The 18,266-nt window shown below is 66.6% G+C and carries 8 protein-coding genes; 4 read left to right on the top strand and 4 right to left on the bottom strand.

All coding sequences use genetic code 11. The features are described 5' to 3' along the window. Positions 1–544 precede the first annotated feature (544 nt). The 3 genes from ABQY64_RS03530 to ABQY64_RS03520 form a co-directional block, all read right to left on the bottom strand. Positions 545–2,173 carry a M28 family metallopeptidase gene (locus ABQY64_RS03530; RefSeq protein ID WP_349779808.1) on the bottom strand — a complete coding sequence of 543 codons (1,629 nt, stop codon included), beginning with the start codon at positions 2,171–2,173 and terminating at the stop codon, positions 545–547. 320 nt (positions 2,174–2,493) lie between these two features. Beyond that, positions 2,494–3,474: a diguanylate cyclase gene (locus ABQY64_RS03525; RefSeq protein ID WP_039530996.1), complete on the bottom strand. Its 981-nt coding sequence runs from the start codon at positions 3,472–3,474 to the stop codon at positions 2,494–2,496. A gap of 228 nt (positions 3,475–3,702) precedes the next feature. Beyond that, entirely contained in the window at positions 3,703–5,190 is a 1,488-nt protein-coding gene (locus ABQY64_RS03520; protein WP_349779689.1) for a SulP family inorganic anion transporter, read from the bottom strand. A gap of 211 nt (positions 5,191–5,401) precedes the next feature. On the opposite strand from ABQY64_RS03520, the gene ABQY64_RS03515 reads away from it, so the two are divergent. Continuing rightward, positions 5,402–6,856 (top strand): cellulase family glycosylhydrolase, encoded by a 1,455-nt coding sequence (locus ABQY64_RS03515; protein WP_349779690.1) that lies wholly within the window; start codon positions 5,402–5,404, stop codon positions 6,854–6,856. Positions 6,857–7,163: 307 nt separating this feature from the next. Then, positions 7,164–9,296, top strand: a complete 2,133-nt coding sequence (locus ABQY64_RS03510; RefSeq protein ID WP_349779809.1) for a methyl-accepting chemotaxis protein — start codon at positions 7,164–7,166, stop codon at positions 9,294–9,296. A gap of 1,131 nt (positions 9,297–10,427) precedes the next feature. Here ABQY64_RS03510 and ABQY64_RS03505 read toward each other — a convergent pair. Further along, positions 10,428–13,124, bottom strand: a complete 2,697-nt coding sequence (locus ABQY64_RS03505) for a PAS domain S-box protein (RefSeq protein ID WP_374151356.1) — start codon at positions 13,122–13,124, stop codon at positions 10,428–10,430. A gap of 349 nt (positions 13,125–13,473) precedes the next feature. Here ABQY64_RS03505 and ABQY64_RS03500 point away from each other — a divergent pair, with 349 nt between their 5' ends. Continuing rightward, positions 13,474–16,353 (top strand): pitrilysin family protein, encoded by a 2,880-nt coding sequence (locus tag ABQY64_RS03500; protein WP_349779691.1) that lies wholly within the window; start codon positions 13,474–13,476, stop codon positions 16,351–16,353. Positions 16,354–16,665: 312 nt separating this feature from the next. Continuing rightward, complete coding sequence (locus ABQY64_RS03495) at positions 16,666–17,613, top strand: GAF domain-containing protein (protein ID WP_024937799.1); 948 nt, start codon at positions 16,666–16,668, stop codon at positions 17,611–17,613. The last annotated feature ends 653 nt before the right edge of the window (positions 17,614–18,266 follow it).

The following is an 18,266-nucleotide window of genomic DNA, read 5'->3' as shown; positions in this document are numbered from 1 at the left end:
AGGACCTGCAATCGGTTGCAGCGCCAGCCTGTTGGCGCGCGCGATCACGGCGGTGGGGCTGAGCGGGTCCGAGGCCTTCTGCCGCGCGTCATGGTGTATCGGAATAAGCGATGTCGGGCCTGGCCCACGTCGGCGCAGTACACGAAGGCTGCGTTGCGCCTGTAATCGCCGGCAAGGACACCGCACCAGGGAGTTGGTCGGTGGCCAGGTGAAAAGCTGTTGGTCGAGCGATGGACATCGGCGTTGAGCCGCATCGTTAAATGCATCGTGCATTGCTTGCACCATGCCCACCGGCCATCTCCGATGGTCCTTGCCCGCCTACCGTCGCGGGCCCTTACGCGGCATGGATGCCGCGTAAGAGCCTACAGGGACGTACTTGCGGCGTGTCCCGCGATGGTGGGCGGCAAGGGCCCTGCAGCCAGGCGCCAGATCAGCCGCTCTGGCGCCCTCCCTGTCCGGAGGCGGCACATGCGCACATCGCACATGCCGCATCGAACAGCAGCAGCGCCGCCTGACGGAAGCGCTGCCGCCATAGCGGCCGGTGTTACTTGCGCGCAGCCTCGCTGGCATCGCGCGTGGCGCGGAACTCCGAATCGTTGCTCCAGTTCGGCCACTGGCGCGAATCGGCCAGCTGCTGGCCCAGCGCGTATAGCACGCCCAGATCGCGCGCGGCACCGGCGAAGGTCCAGTCCGGCTTCCACTCGTCGCCCTGCTGGTGATAGCGCTTGGCGGTGTAGTCGTCGGAGGCGGCCTTGCCCGCGGCCACGCCGCCCACTTCCCAATCCTGCCCGGCCGCATACGACAGCGCCGGCACGCCACGCTTGGCGAAGGAGAAATGGTCCGAGCGGAAGAAGTACCCCGCCTGCGGCTTGGGATCGGGCGTGTAGCGCAGCTTCCACTGGCCGGCGACGGTCTTGAGCTGATCGAGCAATTCGAGTTTTGCGGTGCCGTAGATGCCGAAATCGCGCGATGGCACGAACGGGCTCATGCCGTCCATGTTGATCACCGCCACGGTCGTGTCCAGCGGATACAGCGGCTTGGAGGCGTAGAACTCCGAGCCCAGTAGGCCTTTTTCCTCGGCGGTGACCGCCAGGAACACCACCGAGCGCTGCGGCTTGGGGCCGGCGGCAAAGCCGCGCGCCAGCTCCAGCAGTGCGGCGGTGCCGCTGGCGTTGTCCAGCGCGCCGTTGAAGATGGTGTCGCCGCGTGCGTCCGGCTTGCCGACGCCGATGTGGTCCCAATGCGCGCTGTAGATCAGCGTTTCATCCGGATGCGTGCTGCCTTGCAGGCGTGCGACCACGTTGTGCGAGGTGATCACGTCGGATTTGACCTGGTAGCTGGCGCTCAGCCCCTGGCCCTTGAGTTCGACCGGCTTGAAGCCGCGCGTCTGCGCCTGCTTCTTCAAGGTGTCGAAATCCAGCCCGGCCTGCTTGAACAGGTCGGCGGCCAGATCGCGCTGGATCCAGCCTTCCAGGGTGGGATGCGCGGCACGCGGGTTGTCGCGCACCACGTCGAACATGGTGTTGGTGTTGGAGCTGGCCACGGTGTCCCAGCCGTAGGAGGCGGGCGCGGTTTCGTGCACAACCAGCACGCCGAGCGCGCCCTGGCGGGCGCCTTCTTCGTACTTGTAGGTCCAGCGGCCGTAGTAGGTCATGCCGGCGCCGTCGAAGGCGCCCTTGCCGGTTTCGAAATCCGGGTCGTTGATCAGCACCACCGCGATCTTGCCCTTCAGGTCCACGCCCTTGAAGTCGTCCCAGTCGCGCTCCGGCGCCTTGACGCCGTAGCCGACGAACACCAACGGTGCGTTGGCGATGTCGACCTTGGACGAGCCGTCCAGCGCGGCGCGGATGGCGATCTGCTTGCCCTGGGTCAGCGCCTGCGGCTTGCCGGCATGCTGCAGGGCGATGGTCGGCGTGCCGACGATATCGGCGCGGCGCAGCGGCACCGCCTGGGTCCAGGCGCGCTTGCCGTCGGTCAGGTCGCCGCCCGGCTGCAGGCCGGCGTCGGCAAACTGCTTGCTCAGGTAGGCAATGGTCTTTTCCTCGCCGGCGGTGGCCGGGCCACGGCCTTCATAGGCATCGGAAGCCAGCTCCTTGACGTCGCGCGAGATGCGCGTGCCATCGAAGCTCGGCGTCGCCGCCATCAGTGCGGTCGAGACCGCCATCGCTAGCATTCCCATTGCAACGCGTTTGGTAACAACTCGCTTCACTGCAGCACCCAGGTAGTGTCAGAACAGCCCTGGAGTGTAGCTACTGCGGCGTTCGATCGGGTGTGCACGGCAGCGAACGATGCATGCCGTCGCGCTGGCACGACGTGCCTCGGCAGCGACGCAGCATTGATCGATAGGGCCAGCTAGCGATGCGGCGCGGCGCAGCACATGGCGCTGCCACCTGGCACGGCATCCACTTTGCGCCTCACGGCGCTGGATGCCGTCAAACAGCTAAAGGCTGCGGCGGTCTATGCCGCAGCACCGCCGCCGAACGCCACTGCCGCTCAGAACAGATCGACGCTGCCGACCTGCTGGGCGACCTGCTGCATCCTTCCGCTGGCCACCAGTTCGGCGTAGACCTCAGTGCGATTGCGGCCGTGCTGCTTCGCCCAGTACAGCGCCTTGTCGGCCTCGTCGAGCAACTGGCTGATCAACTGGCCGTCGGTGAGCTCGACGATGCCGGTACTGAGCGTGACCTTGCCGACCTGCGGAAACACCTGCTCGGCCACCGCCACGCGGAAGCGCTCGAACAGACTCACCGCGATGTCGCGGTCCACGCCGCGCAACACGATCACGAACTCTTCCCCGCCGAAGCGGAACAGCAGATCGTCCTGGCGGAAGCAGCGCTGCATCAACTGCGCAACCAGCAACAGCACCTCGTCGCCGTACAGGTGGCCGAAGCTGTCGTTGACGCGCTTGAAGTGATCGATGTCCACGATCCCCAGCCACACGCCTTCGCTGGCCGCTGCATCCGCACCACCGGCGAACAGGCGCAGGATCACATCGTCGAAGGTCTTGCGGTTGCGCAGGCCGGTCAACGCATCGCGCTGGGCATCGTCGAGCAGGCTGCGGTAATTCTGGAAGAAGCGCGCAAAGCCCTGCAGCATCACCTGTTCGGCGGCGCCGGGTGCGCGCGAGCCGCCCACGCGCAGGCAGGTGCGGATGCCGCGTGCCTCCATCATCGGGTACACCAGCAGCGCGCGGCCGTCCTGCTGCAACTGCACCACATCGCCCGGCCCATGCAGGTCGGCCAGTTGCGCGCGCATCTGCGCGTCGTGGATGTCGGCCACCGTCAGCGACAGCCGGCCATCCTCGCGCAGCCGCGTTTCGGCCATGGTGCGGCCATCCGGCGCGATGCGCAGCAACGACAATTCCTCGGACGCGCAGACCTCGCGCATGGTGCGCAACAGGCTGAGGTCGAGTAGATCGGCATCGCGGATGGCGGTCAGGTCCACCATGCGTTCCAGCAACGGTGCCGTGGTCATTGCCGCACCATCCCGCGGGCAGACGCAGGCCCGCAGCGCCGGTCACGGCACGCGGGCACACCTCTCGGGCTGGAACGCACTGGCATCACGACGGGTTACCGGCAATCTCGATGCCGGTTCATCGGCGCTGCACGCGCGAACTTGAGTCCGCCCGCCGGCCGGCGCAGCGAGCGGCCAGCCGGCGTACACGGATGTGCAGGCGCACAACCGGCCGGCGCACCAGCGCGCTTACGGCAGTGCGGACTCCAGCGCATCGTCGCCCAGCGCGTGCGCCTGCATCAGGCGCCGGCTGCCGGCATTCAGTCCCTTGACCTGGACATCCAGCGCATGATGGCGCAGCCGCTGCACCACCTTGTCCAGCGCCGCCACCGCGGTGATGTCCCAGAAATGCGCGCGGCTGACATCGATCACCACCGCGCGGCCGGGCACCTGGCGCGCGTCGAAGGCGTCGATGAACACGTCGGCCGAGGCGAAGAACACCTGCCCGCGCACGTGGTAGGTGCGCGCGCCATCGTCGCCGTCGCTGTGCGTGATCTGCAGCAGCCCGGCCACCTTGAAGGTGAAGAACACCCCGCTCAGTACCACGCCCACCGCCACCCCGGCGGCCAGGTTGCGGGTGACCAGGGTCACCGCCACGGTGGCCAGCATCACCACGCTGGAGGTGCGCGGATGGGTGACCACGGTGCGCAGCGAACGCCAGTCAAAGGTCTCGGCCGAGACCATCACCATGATCGCCACCAACGCGATCACCGGCACCTGCGAGACCCACGGCTTGAGCAGCACCATCAGGATCAGCAGGAACACCCCGGCGAACAGCGTGGAGAGACGGCCCCGCCCGCCGTATTTCACGTTGCCCACGGTCTGCCCGATCATGCCGCAGCCGGCGATGCCGCCGAACAGGCTGGCAGCGGTATTGGCCAGTCCCAGCCCGGTGCACTCGCGGTTCTTGTTGCTCGGGGTGTCGGTGAGTTCGTCGACCACGCGTGCGGTCATCAGCGATTCGAGCAGCCCCACCATCGCGATGGCCAGCGCCGGCAGGGCGATGATGCGCAAGGTCTCCAGCGTCAGCGGCACCGCCGGCCATTGCAGGACCGGCAGCGCGTTGGGCAGCTTGCCCAGGTCGGCCACCGTCTCCAGCGGCAGGTGCAACGCTGAGCCCAGCACCGTCAGCACCAGGATGCACAGCAGCGGCGAAGGGATTGCCGACACGCCCGGCAGCGGCAGCCGCGGCAGGCCGTAGATGATGAGCAGGCCCAACGCCAACATGCCCCAGGTGGCCAGGTTGGCGTGCTGCAGATGCGGCAGCTGCGCGGCGAAGATCAGCACCGCCAGCGCATTGACGAAGCCGGTGCGCACCGAACTGCTGACAAAGCGCATCAGCACGCCCAGCCGCAGCAAACCGAATAGGATCTGCACCGCACCGGCCAGTAGCCCGGCCGCCAGCAGATAGGGCAAGCCGTGCGCGGCCACCAGCGGTGCGGCCACCAGGGCCACCGACCCGGCCGCAGCGGAAATCATCGCCGGGCGGCCGCCGAAGAACGCGATGACAATCCCGATCACGAACGACGCGAACAACCCCACTTGCGGGTCAACGCCGGCCACGAACGCAAAGGCGATCACTTCGGGAATCAGCGCAAAGGTAGCGACCGCACCGGCCATCAGTTCGCGCGCAGGCGAGGCGCGCCATTGCGCCAGTTCGGCACGCAGAAAGGACATTGGAAGACACTCCGGGGACAGAAAGGACAGCCTGCGGACAGGCGACAGCGGCGATAGTGTGCGCGAAAGCGACCCGGCCCGCAGCCAGCGTGTGACCGGTGCGGCAATGCGCCTTTCTGTGGTCCGGATCACGCCAAACAATGTAGCCGCGGACCAAGATGCCCCCCTCACCGGGTTCGGGTGTCGAGCCGGGTTCGCTAGGGAGATCACCATGTCCATTTTCAGGACTGCCAGTACGCTCGCACTGGCCACCGCGCTGGCGCTCGCCGCCGCACCGGCCTTCAGCTACTCCATCAGCAACAACAAGATTGTCGACGACAGCGGCAAGGTGGTCCAGCTCAAGGGCGTCAACGTGTTCGGCTTCGAGACCGGCAACCATGTCATGCACGGTCTGTGGGCACGCAACTGGAAGGACATGATCAACCAGATGCAGGGCCTGGGCTTCAACGCCGTGCGTCTGCCGTTCTGCCCGGCCACCCTGCGCAGCAGCACGATGCCGACCAGCATCGATTACAGCCTCAATGCCGATCTGCAGGGCCTGAGCTCGCTGCAGATCCTGGACAAGGTGATCAACGAATTCAACGCGCGCGGCATGTATGTGCTGCTGGATCACCACACCCCCGATTGCGCTGCCATCTCCGAGCTCTGGTACACCGGCTCGTACTCCGAAGCGCAGTGGCTGGACGATCTGCGCTTTGTCGCCAACCGCTACAAGAACGTGCCCAGCGTGATCGGCCTGGACCTGAAGAACGAACCGCACGGTGCCGCCACCTGGGGCACCGGCAACGCGGCCACCGACTGGAACAAGGCCGCCGAGCGCGGCTCGGCCGCAGTGCTGGCGGTGGCACCGAAATGGATCATCGCGGTGGAAGGCATTACCGACAATCCGGTCTGCTCCACCAACGGCGGCATCTTCTGGGGCGGCAACCTGCAGCCGCTGGCCTGCACGCCGCTGAACATTCCGGCCAACCGGCTGCTGCTGGCGCCGCATGTGTACGGGCCGGACGTGTACGCGCAGGCGTACTTCAACGACAGCAACTTCCCCAACAACATGCCGGCGATCTGGGACCGCCACTTCGGCCAGTTTGCCGGCACGTATGCGCTGCTGCTGGGCGAATTCGGCGGCAAGTACGGCGAAGGCGACGCACGCGACAAGGTCTGGCAGGACGCGCTGGTGAAGTACCTGCGCAGCAAGGGCATCAACGAGGGCTTCTACTGGTCGTGGAATCCCAACAGCGGCGACACTGGCGGCATCCTGCGCGACGACTGGACCAGCGTGCGCGAAGACAAGATGACGCTGCTGCGGACGCTGTGGGGCACGGTGAGCAGCACCACGCCGACGCCGACGCCCACACCTACTCCCACTCCGACTCCCACGCCAACTCCGACGCCGACACCGACACCGACACCCAGCGGCAGCTTCAGCACCAAGGTGAGCGTGGACAGCCAGTGGAACGGTGGCTACTGCAATCGCGTGCAGGTCACCAACACCGGCACCGCCAGCGGCACCTGGGCGATCTCGCTACCGGTCACCGGCACCGTCAACAACGCCTGGAACGTCACCTGGTCGCAGAGCGGCAGCACGCTCAAGGCCAGCGGCGTTGACTTCAACCGCACCCTGGCCGCAGGTGCGACGGCCGAATTCGGCTTCTGCGCGACAGGCTGATGCAATAAGGCGGGCACGCAGTGCGTGTCCGCCATTACCTTGCAAGCTGCCGACAGTCTGCAAGTCACCAATGTCGCGTCACCCATCGATCGCTGGATCGATGCCCATGACTTTGTAGGAGCGCCCCCGGGCGCGATGAAGCGTTATCGATAACGCCCCATCGCGCCCAAGGGCGCTCCTATATTGCATCCGTCGCAAGCGGACGCTGCCGCAATTAGCATTCAACCCGCATGTGAATCAGCCGCTATTCATGACATAGCGCCCTGCGCGCGTTCTGGATGCCATTGCCATGCCTGTTGTCTCCCTGTTGCGTCGTCACGTTGCCAATCTCCCGCTCACCCGCAAGTTCGTGCTGTTGTGCAGCTTGTTGACGGTGGGCGTGATCCTGCTGGCAGTGGCTGCGGCCCGCTTGCAATATCTGGACCTGATCGAGGCGCGCAAGCTCAGCGTCAAGACCGAGGTGGAGATGGGCCTTACCGTGATGCAGCACTACGCAGACAAGGCCAAGGCCGGCGAACTGACGGTCGAGCAGGCCAAGGAAGCTGCACGCACCACGCTGGCCGACATGCGCACCAACGACGGGGTGGATTACTTCTTCATCGTCGACCCGCAGATGCGCATCCTGATGCATCCCAAGCGCGCCGTCGGCACCGACATGAGCGACTACAAGAGCGATGCCGGGCAGTACGTCTATCGCGACATCAAGACGGCGATCGAGCGCGGCAACGGCTTCAGTTATTACAACGCGCCCAAGCCGGGCAAGCAGGAGCAGCTGCCCAAGATCAGCTATGCCAAGACCTTTCCGGCCTGGAACTGGGTATTGGTGATGGGCGTGTACGCCGAAGACATCCAGGTGCAGGCCTGGGGCTTCACCCGCACCCTGACCCTGATCGGCGGCGCCTTGGTGGCGATGGTGATCGGCCTGTGCTGGTTGATCGCCTCGGCGATGGCGGCACCGCTGCGGGCAGCATCGCGCACCGCAGAGGCGATCGCTTCGGGCCGCTTCGACAACGATATCCGGGTCGAGTCGCGCGACGAAACCGGCCAGCTGATGCACAGCATGCAGCAGATGCAGACCCAGTTGCAGCGCTTCAACGGCGAGATGCAGACCATGATCCGCCTGCAGCAGGGCGAGAACATCGCGCACCGCATTCCGGAGGATTTCCCCGGCGATTACGGCACCCTGGCGCATGGCGTGAACACGGTGGTGTTCGAGCATCTGGATGCCATCAACGAGGCGATGGACCTGATGGGCGAGTACGGCCGCGGCGATCTGCGCCGCGACATGCGTCGCCTGCCCGGCCAGCGCGCGGCGCTGCACGAAGCGCTGGACACGGTGAAGAGCAATCTGTCGGCGATCAACAGCGATATCGCACGCCTGGCCGACGCGGCCGCGCGCGGCGATTTCTCCGCACGCGGCGAGCAGTCGCGCTACCAGTTCGCATTCGCCGAAATGGTGCAGGCATTGAACCGCCTGATGCAGCAGGCCGATGCAGGTCTGGACGATGTCGGCCGCATCATGGCCGCGATTGCCGATGGCGATCTGTCACAGCGGGTGGAATCGCATTACGAGGGCGCATTCGGCCGCCTGGCCAATGCGGCCAACCGCACGGCGATCCAGCTGACCACCATCGTGCAGGGCATCCAGCACTCGGCCGAGATGATCAACACCGCCGCCGGCGAGATCGCCAGCGGCAATGCCGACCTGTCCACGCGCACCGAGCACCAGGCGGCGAACCTGGAAGAAACCGCCGCGTCGATGGAGGAACTCACCTCCACCGTGCGCCAGAACGCCGACAACGCGCGCCAGGCCAATCAGCTGGTCAAGGGCACCGGCGAAGTGGCAGAAAGCGGCGGCCGCGTGGTGCAGGAAGTGGTCAGCACCATGCAGGCAATCACGCAATCGTCGGCACGGATTTCCGACATCATCGGGGTGATCGACGGCATCGCGTTCCAGACCAACATCCTGGCCTTGAACGCGGCGGTGGAAGCGGCACGCGCCGGCGAGCAGGGCCGCGGATTTGCGGTGGTGGCCACCGAAGTGCGCGCGCTGGCGCAGCGTTCGGCCGGCGCCGCCAAGGAGATCAAGCAGCTGATCTCCGATTCGGTGGAAAAGGTGGCGCAGGGCTCGGACCTGGTGCAACAGGCCGGCAGCACGATGACCGAGGTGGTCAGCTCGGTGCAGCGGGTGACCGACATCATGGCCGAGATCACCGCCGCCAGCACCGAGCAAAGCGCCGGCATCGAGCAGGTCAGCACCACGGTGATGCAGCTGGATGAAATGACCCAACAGAACGCGGCGCTGGTGGAAGAAGCCACCGCTGCGGCACGCAGCATGGAAGACCAGGCGGCGGATCTGACCCACGCAGTGGCAGTGTTCCGATTGGTGCCGGAACAGGCTGCGCTGACGCAACGGCGCTCGGTGGTACAGGCGGCTTGATGGATGGATATAGAGCGCCTCCCCCTTCGAGCGCGAAAGCACGGCATGCGCGCCACTGGCGCGCGTGACGCAAACGCGGGCTGGGGCGCGGAGCGGGGATTCGGGTAAGGGTGCCCCCGAAAGCCGCATCTGCATCAGAACAAGCGCGTCATCAGATCAAAAGAGGCTGATCAGACCGCAGGTCATCGGACAACCGTGCAAGGCGCACGGCTCGCAACCATGCACACCGACCATCTCAACTGGTCCTTGCCCGCTCACCGTCGCGGGACCTTACGCGGCATGGATGCCGCGTAAGAGCCTACAAGGACGTACTTGCGGCGTGTCCTGCGATGGTGGGCGGGCAAGGGCCCTGCAGCGAGGTCACAGATCCTCCGCGCTGCAACTGAGCTATCCGTATTGTCCACGCCAGTCAAAGCGCAATGCGTAGAGCAACCAAGGCTTCGACTCGCGGCAGCGTTGAGGCGTGATTAGATACTTAAGTCAAACGCTCGGTGAGTCGAGCGCGCGATGCCCTAACCGCTCGCGGGACACGCCGTAAATCCGTCCCTGGAGGCTCCTTGGCGGCATCCATGCCGCCAAGGGTCCCGCAATCGGCAAGGACACCGCGCCAGAGAGTTGGTCGGCTGCTTTCTTGAAAAGCTCGCCGGCTTACGTTTGGAAAATGACCGGACGCGCAATTATCCGAGCAGCGCTTACAGCACATCGCTTGTGCCATGCACACCGACCATCTCGATGGGTCCTTGCCCGCCCACCGTCGCGGGACCTTACGCGGCATGGATGCCGCGTAAGAGCCTACACGGACGTACTTGCGGCGTGTCCTGCGAGGGTGGGTGAGCAAGGGCCTTGCAGCCGAGCCGCAGATCATCGCTCTGCAATCGATGCATCCATTCCCTGCATCACATCTCCAGACGACCGAGATAATGGATCTCAACATCGCGGGTGGTGAACATCATCGATGCGATTGACGTGGGTTTCTGGGTCAGCCGTACCCTCATCCGCCCTGCGGGCACCTTCTCCCGGTGGGAGAAGGGAGTGCTCTGATTGACGCGGGGTTATGGGTAAGTCGTCGCCTTGCTCGCCCTGCGGGGCCTTCTCCTGTTGGGAGAAAGGCGTGTTGCTGCATGCGCTGCGTCAGCGCGTGGCGTCGCGGCCGGCGCTGTCGTTGCCGTGGCGGGCGCGTTTGACGGCGTACATCGCTTCGTCTGCCGCGTGCATCAGGCTGGCGGCGTCGGCCTGCTGGCCGTGTTGCCAGGCGACGCCGATGCTGGACCGGATTGGCAGATGTTGCTCACCGAACACGGCGCCCGCCGCCGATGCGGCGCGGATCCGGTCTGCCACGGCGGCGCATTCGGTCTGCGGATCCTGCAGGTTGTCCAGCAACACCACGAATTCGTCGCCGGCCAGGCGTGCCACCAGATAGCGGCCTTCGGCCGCCTGCTGCAGGCAGCGGCCGAAGGCGACCAGTACCGCGTCGCCGGCGCGGTGGCCGTGGACGTCGTTGATGCGTTTGAAGCCGTCCAGATCCAGGAACATCACCGCGACCGCGCACTGCTGCTGTTGCGCCTGGGTCACCGCAACCTGCAGCGCCTCGGACCAGGCGTGGCGATTGGGCAGGCCGGTCAGGGCGTCGCGGGTCGCGCGCTCGTGCATCAGCCGATGCAGGGTCTTGTGCGCGGTGACATCCTGCGCCATCAGGAAGAATCCCTGCGCCTGCGCCGCTGCGCCCTGTGTTTCCGGCACCAGGGTGATTTCCACATCACGCGGTGTCGCGCCGCCACGCAGGACGTGTTCGAAGTGGGCGCGCTGCCCGGCGCTCACCTGCGCCAGCGCAGCGCGCGCCTCCGCACCGAGGTCCTCGCCCAGTACCTGGGTGATCGCGCAGCCGACCAGACTGGCCGGCTCCACGCCTAGCCAGTCGCGATGCGCCTGGTTGGCGAACAGGCAACGCTGCGCAGCATCGTAATGTCCCACCAGGGTGGGGGTGGCGTCGCTGATCGCACGCAGCCGCGCTTCGCTTTCGGCCAGGCGTTCGGCGGCGACATGGCGTTCGGTGACGTCCTGGATCTGCGAGACGAAATGCACCGGCGCGCCGCTGCTGTCGCGCACCAGCGACACCGACAGCTGCGCCCAGATCACCGCGCCCTGCTGGCTGATGTAGCGCTTGGCCAGGCTGTAACTGTCGCGTTTGCCGTCGATCAGTTCCTGCACCAGGCGCAGGTCCATGTCCAGATCGTCCGGATGGGTGATGGTCTGGAAAGTGGTCCGCAACAGCTGCTCGCGCGGGTATCCCAGGATGCTGCACAGCGACGGGTTGACGTCGCGCCAGTCGCCATCCAGCGAGACGATCGCCATGCCCTGCGGGGCGGTTTCGAACGCACCGCGGAAGTGCTCGGCCGCCAGCTGCGCGGCGGCCTGCGCCTGCAGCTCGGCGGTGACGTCGATGGCCATTGCCAGGTAGCCGGACACCCCCTGCTGCGCGTCGTGGATGATGTTGAAACACAGGCGTACGCGCCGCAGCCCGCCGTCCTTGCGCACCAGGGTCCAGAGTTCTTCTTCGAGCAGGTCGCCTGCGGCAGCGGCGGCCAGCTTGAGATACGACGGCGGCGACAACGCCAGCGTGGCCATGTGCCGCTCCAGCTCGGCCGGCAGATGGAACTGCGCCGGGCAGCGGCCCAACACCTCGTCCGCCGTGTAGCCGAGCAGGCGCTCGGCGCCGGGATTGAACAATTTGATGCGCCCGTTCGGGTCGAACGCGATGATCGCCACATCCTGCGAGGCGTCCACCAGCGACTGCAGGCGTGCGCGCTCGCCCGCCAGCGCAGCTGAGGCATCGCGCAGCTGGGTGATGTCGTGCATCACGCAGACCGCACCCAATGCCGCGCCCTGATCGCTGACCACCGGGTCTGCATTGCACAGCACGCTGCGTGCCGGCTGGCCGGTGGCGCGGATGACCATCTCGGCATTGCGCACATGCTCGCCGGCCCAGGCGCGCACCAGCGGGATGGCCTCCGTGGGCAGCAGCGCACTGCCGTCGGCGTTGTAGAGATCGAAGTGCTGCGCCCATTGCGTCGGCGGTAACAGGCGCGGATCGGTGCCGTGCCATTGCCGGGCGGCGTGGTTGAATTCATGCAGCAGCCCGTCGCTGTCGCAGGACACCACGCCGTCGGGCATGGCCTCCAGCAAACGGCTCAGGGTCTGCCGTTGCGCTTGCGCGGCCAGCCGGTCGCGACGCGCCTCCAGTTGACTGACAGCCTGGCGCGCCAGACGGATCAGGCCTTGCTTCTGGTTCTCGTCGAGCACGCGCGAGCGGGTGCTGAGCGTGCACAAGGTGCCGTAGGCATAGCCTTCGCGGCCGACCAGCGGCACGCCCACATACGAGCGGATGCCCGGCGCGGCAGTGACCAGCGGGTTGAGCGCAAAGCGCGGGTCGGCCTCGGCGTCGGGGATCTCCAGCAGCTCGGTCCCCATCACCGCATACGAGCAGAACGACGCGCTGCGCGGGGTGCCTTCCAGATCGGTGCCGCAACGCGCCTTGAACCACTGGCGGTCGGCGTCCAGCAGCGACACCAGCGCCATCGGGGCGCCGGTGATGTTGGCGGCCAGCCAAGCGATATCGTCGAATTCGGCTTCCGGCTCGGTATCCAGCACCCCCAACCGACGCACCGCCTCCACACGCAGGGCGTCGTCGGCAGGAATCGGCACGGGCGGCAACAGAAGGGTCATAGCGTGATCGGCGGGCAACGTCTGGGCAAGGTAGGTCGCCCCAGGTAACGGCGAGGCGATGATCAACTTGAGCGCGTGCGGCCGGGCCTGCTTGCTGATGGTCAGCGTGCCGGTGCCGAGCCCGCCCGCAGATCTGCCGGCATGGGGATGTTGGAAGGCTCCAAACACGACCGGGCACGTGCCGGGCCTGCGCAATCGATCGCCCCACCGGGCCTGGTGCATACCGCACACCGGCCATCTGCACCCGCCACGCCATCACGCCCGTGCCGGATGGGAACCACCTGCGGCGCGCTGGGGGGCATGTTGCGGTTGCTGCGCCTGACCAGCGCCGGCCCGGGCGTCCCGTCGCGCGCCGTCCTGCCGGCAGCCGCACCTGCCCCCCCTGCCGGACAGCATTTGCGACGCCGACAGGCAGCCACTACCCTCGGCCGATTGTCCTGCCCTGGAGTGTCACATGCTGCGTCCGCTGTCCCTGTTGATCGCCGGTTTGCTCGGCGTCGCTGCCGGTACCATTGCTCCCGCCGTCGCTGCCGCCCCGGCCAGCCTGTCCAAGCCCGCGGCCAGCAGTGCCATTCCCGAGATCGGCTACACCCGCTTCACCCTGCCCAACGGCCTGACCGTGGTGGTGCACGAAGACCACAAGGCGCCGGTGGTGGCGGTAAGCATCTGGTACCACATCGGCTCCGGCGACGAGCCGGCCGGCAAGACCGGCTTTGCGCACCTGTTCGAGCACCTGATGTTCTCCGGCTCGGAGAACAACAAGGGCAGCTTCTTCGCGCCGCTGGAAAAGGTCGGCACCACCGACATGAACGGCACCACCTGGTTTGACCGCACCAACTATTTTGAGACCGTGCCGACCACCGCGCTGGACACCGCGCTGTGGCTGGAATCGGACCGCATGGGCCACCTGCTCGGCGCGATCGGCCAGGAAGAACTCGACACCCAGCGCGGCGTGGTACAGAACGAGAAGCGCCAGGGCGAGAACCGCCCCTACGGCCGCGTGGACCAGAACATCCTGTCCAACCTGTTCCCGGCCAACCACCCGTACCAGCACGACACCATCGGCTCGATGGAAGATCTGGACGCGGCCTCGCTGGCCGACGTCAAACAGTGGTTCAACGACAACTACGGCGCCGCCAACACCACCCTGGTGCTGGCCGGCGACATCACCGTGGCGCAGGCGCGTGCCAAGGCGCTGCAGTATTTCGGCGACATCCCGTCCGGCAAGCCGGTGGCGCGCCAGCAGCCGTGGGTGACCCCGCTGGCCGCGCAGAAGCGTGGCGTGCAGCACGACCACGTCTCGCAGCCGCGCATCTACCGCACCTGGGCCGCGCCGCAGCTGGGCAGCGATGCGGCGATCCAGCTGGACCTGGCCACCACCGTGCTCGGCGGCGGCAAGACCTCGCGGCTGTATCAGCGCCTGGTCTACCAGGACAATCTGGTCGATGACGTGTCGGCGGCGATCCAGCCGTTCGCGCTGTCCAGCCAGGTGCAGATCCAGGCCGACGTGAAGGACGGCGTGGACCCGGCCAAGGTCGAGGCGATCATCGACGAGGAGCTCAAGAAGTTCATCGCCCAGGGCCCGACCGCCGACGAGCTGCAGCGCGCGCAGGTGGCCTACCGCGCCGGCTTCGTGCGCGGGCTGGAAAAGGTCGGCGGCTTCGGTGGCAAGGCGGTGATCCTGGCCGAGGGCCAGGTCTACCGCGGCGACCCGGGCGCCTACAAGCAGGATCTGCAGCGCGGCCAGGCCGCCACCGTGGACAGCGTCAAGCAGACCGCCGCCACCTGGTTCGGCAAGGGCGACTATCTGCTCACCGTGCTGCCGGCCGGCAAGGATTTCGACCCCGCCGCCGAAGACAAGGCAGTGGTTGCGCGTGGCGAAGAACCCGGCAAGCCGGCGCCCAGGCTGCCGGCCGCCGGCAAGTACAAAACCACCGCCTCCACGCTGGACCGCAGCAAGGGCGTGCCGCAGACCAGCCAGTTCCCCGACCTGAGCTTCCCGCAGCTGCAGCGCGGCAAGTTGAAGAACGGCGTCGAGGTGATCCTGGCCGAGCGCCACACCATCCCGGTCACCCAGGTGGAACTGCTGTTCGATGCCGGGTATGCGGCCGACCAGGGCAACAAGCTCGGGACCGCCAGCTTCAGCGCCGCGCTGATGAACGAGAGCACCGCCGCGCTGGATTCGGTGGAAGTGGCGCAGCGTCGCCAGCGCCTGGGCGCGATCACGGCGGTCGGCTGCGATCTGGACAGCTGCAGCGCCTCGCTGGATGCGCTCAACGACCAGCTGCAGCCGTCGCTGCAGCTGTTCTCCGACATCGTGCGCAATCCGGCCTTCAAGGCTGCCGACATCGAGCGCATCCGCGGCCAGTGGCTGGCCGGCATTGCGCAGGAAAAGACCCAGCCCAACAGCCTGGCGCTGCGTGCGCTGCCGCCGTTGCTGTTCGGCCAGAACCACCCCTACGGCATCCCGCTCACCGGCAGCGGCACCGAAGCGGCGATCAAGAGCCTCAACGCCCAGGACCTGCAGGCCTTCCACCGCCAGTGGCTGCGTCCGGACAACCTGCGCATCCTGGTGGCCGGCGACACCACGCTGGCGCAGATCATCCCGCAGCTCGATGCCGCCTTCGGTGACTGGAAGGCACCTGCCACGCCGTTGCCGAAGAAGAACCTGGTCCAGGTCGCCGCGCAGCCCAAGCCGCGCGTGTACCTGATCAACCGCCCGGATGCGCCGCAGTCGGTGATTCTGGCCGGCCTGCTCGCACCGTCCACCAAGGCGCCGGACAACCTGGCGATCGGCGTGGCCAACGGCGCCTTCGGCGGCACCTTCACCTCGCGCCTGAACATGAACCTGCGCGAGAACAAGCGCTGGGCCTACGGCGCCGGCACCCGCATGCTGGATGCGCAGGGCCAGCGGCCGTACATGTTCTCCGCGCCGGTGCAGACCGACAAGACCGCCGAGTCGGCCAACGAGATCCTCAAGGAAGCCACCGCGATCATCGGCGACAAGCCGCTGACCACCGACGAGATCGAGAAGATCAAGAACCAGCGCATCCGCGCCCTGCCCGGCAGCTTCGAAACCACCGGCGCGGTGCTGGGTGCGATCGAAGGCATCGTGCAGTTCGACCGCCCCGACGATTACGTGCAGACGCTCAAGCCACGCCTGGAAGCGATCGACCAGCCGGCCGCGCAGAAGGCCATCAAGGAAATCATCGCGCCCAACGCGATGACCTGGGTGATCGTGGGCGACCTGAAGAAGATCGAAGCCCCGGTGCGTGCGCTCAAGCTGGGTGAGGTGCAAGTGCTGGACGTGGACGGCAAGCCGGTCAAGCGCTGAGGCTGGTCAGTCGCACACCGACGGCGCGGCTTTCGAGCCGCGCCGTTTCCATATGCGCGGTACGCAATGGTGCGTGTGCGGATGAGTCCCCGGTTCCTGCGTGCAATGCGCAGGCATCGCACTCGGGTTTGAAATCTCGCGCCGGCGCTTCAGTCCGCCGGTTGCATGTCCCCTAGCCTGCGCAGCGCGGCGGGGATGCGGATCTGAATCCGCCCTGCAGGCCGTGCTCGGGCGCATGGCAAATCCACGCCGCGTTATCGGCGGTGCCGGTATCGTTACATCTTTCTCGCTCGCGCTTGCCTGGCTTATTCGATGAAGCAAATGCCCCTGGCTGACGAAGCCTCCCGCCAACAGGTACTGGACGGCTATCGCATCGTCGACAGCCTGCCCGAGGACACCTACCAGGACGTGGTGCAGGTGGCGGCCTCGCTGTGCAACACACCAATCGCACTGATGTCGCTGGTCGATCGCGACCGCCAATGGTTCAAGGCCCAGCTCGGCCTGGGCATGCAGCAGACCGACCGCAGCCAGGCAGTGTGCGATCACGCCATCCGCAGCCCCGAGCAATTGATGGAAGTGCGCGACCTCACCCAGGACAGCCGTTTTGCCGATGTCTCTGTGGTCACCGGCGAGACCGGCGCGCGCTTCTATGCCGGCATGCCGCTGGTTACCTCCGACGGTGTGGCATTGGGCACCGTCTGCGTGCTCGACACCGAGCCGCGCACGCTCACCGACATTCAACGCACCGGGCTGCAGGCATTGGCACGCGTCACCATGCGCCTGCTGGACGAGCGCAAGCGCGAGTTGCAGCTCGAGCGCGAGGCGATCCTGCAGCCGGTGGCACCGGTTGCCGCTCCGGCCGCCGCCGACACCGGCTATTACCTGGTGATCCTGGAAGTGCAGGAACTGGCCGCGCTGGCTGAAAAACAGAGCGAGCGGCTCCTGGGTCGCGCCTTGCAACAGCTCGACCAGGCCCTGGCCGCGCAGGCGCAAGCCAACGGCGACAGCGTGGACCGCGTGACCGACAGCGCCGAATTCATCGCCGTACTGCGCGATCCCAATGCCGAACAGAAGCTGCAGCGCCTGCGCGACATCGCCCAGCAGCAGCATGCGCACGGGCTGACCGTGCTGATTGGCCAGGCGCAGGCAACCCGTGGCGACGAGCCGATCGGGCAGGTGTTCCTGCGTGCGGAAGTCGCGCTGAGTGTCGAGAAAGACCGCTATCGGCAGAGTCTGGCGCAGGACGGGCTCAGCGCCTGATGTAGCGCGGGGCGGCAGTCCGGCTGCCGGCTGATCCGCCGTTTCATAAACCTGCCCTCACAACTCCCGCTGCGCGCCTCCAACCGCACTTGCGTCGCGGGCGCTCCAGGGCACACGCGCCCTTGCTGCGAAAGCCGCGCCTTCTCGCCCCGGCGGGAGGGGGGTCTATTCCCGATATCTGACGAGACCGCCTTACTTCTCCAATTCCTGTCGGGACGCTTCCCTTCTCCCACCGGGAGAAGGTGGCGCGAAGCGCCGCTCGTCCACTTCCACTTCGCGCGGCGACCAGGTGATTGAGCGGTGTGGGTGAGTCGGGTGCAGAGCTGCGGATCCGCGGCTTGGCTGCAGGGCCCTTGCCCGCTCACCATCGCAGGACACGCCGCAAGTACGTCCGTGTAGGCTCTTACGCGGCATCCATGCCGCGTAAGGTCCCGCGACGGTGAGCAGGCAAGGACCTGTCGGGATGGTCGGTGTGCACGGCAAGAGCAGTGCTTGCTACGCGTTGTTCGGATTGTCGTGCGGCCGAAAATCTTCCATCGCAAGCCGAGCAACAACCAGGTTTTCACTTGGCCGCCGACCAACTTTCTAATGCGGTGTCCTTGCAGGTTGCGGGACCCTTGGCGGTATGGATGCCGCCGAGGAGCCTCCACGGA

This window comes from Xanthomonas sp. WHRI 7065 (assembly GCF_040203115.2).
GTDB classification, from domain to species: Bacteria; Pseudomonadota; Gammaproteobacteria; order Xanthomonadales; family Xanthomonadaceae; genus Xanthomonas; species Xanthomonas arboricola.
This window is presented reverse-complemented; position numbering and strand designations above follow the sequence as displayed.

What these genes read in the sequence shown, in the direction of transcription:
- ABQY64_RS03530 (WP_349779808.1), bottom strand. Translation starts at nt 2,173, where the DNA reads ATGCTAGCGATGGCGGTCTCGACCGCACTGATGGCGGCGACGCCGAGC.
- ABQY64_RS03525 (WP_039530996.1), bottom strand. Translation starts at nt 3,474, where the DNA reads ATGACCACGGCACCGTTGCTGGAACGCATGGTGGACCTGACCGCCATC.
- ABQY64_RS03520 (WP_349779689.1), bottom strand. Translation starts at nt 5,190, where the DNA reads ATGTCCTTTCTGCGTGCCGAACTGGCGCAATGGCGCGCCTCGCCTGCG.
- ABQY64_RS03515 (WP_349779690.1), top strand. Translation starts at nt 5,402, where the DNA reads ATGTCCATTTTCAGGACTGCCAGTACGCTCGCACTGGCCACCGCGCTG.
- ABQY64_RS03500 (WP_349779691.1), top strand. Translation starts at nt 13,474, where the DNA reads ATGCTGCGTCCGCTGTCCCTGTTGATCGCCGGTTTGCTCGGCGTCGCT.
- ABQY64_RS03495 (WP_024937799.1), top strand. Translation starts at nt 16,666, where the DNA reads ATGAAGCAAATGCCCCTGGCTGACGAAGCCTCCCGCCAACAGGTACTG.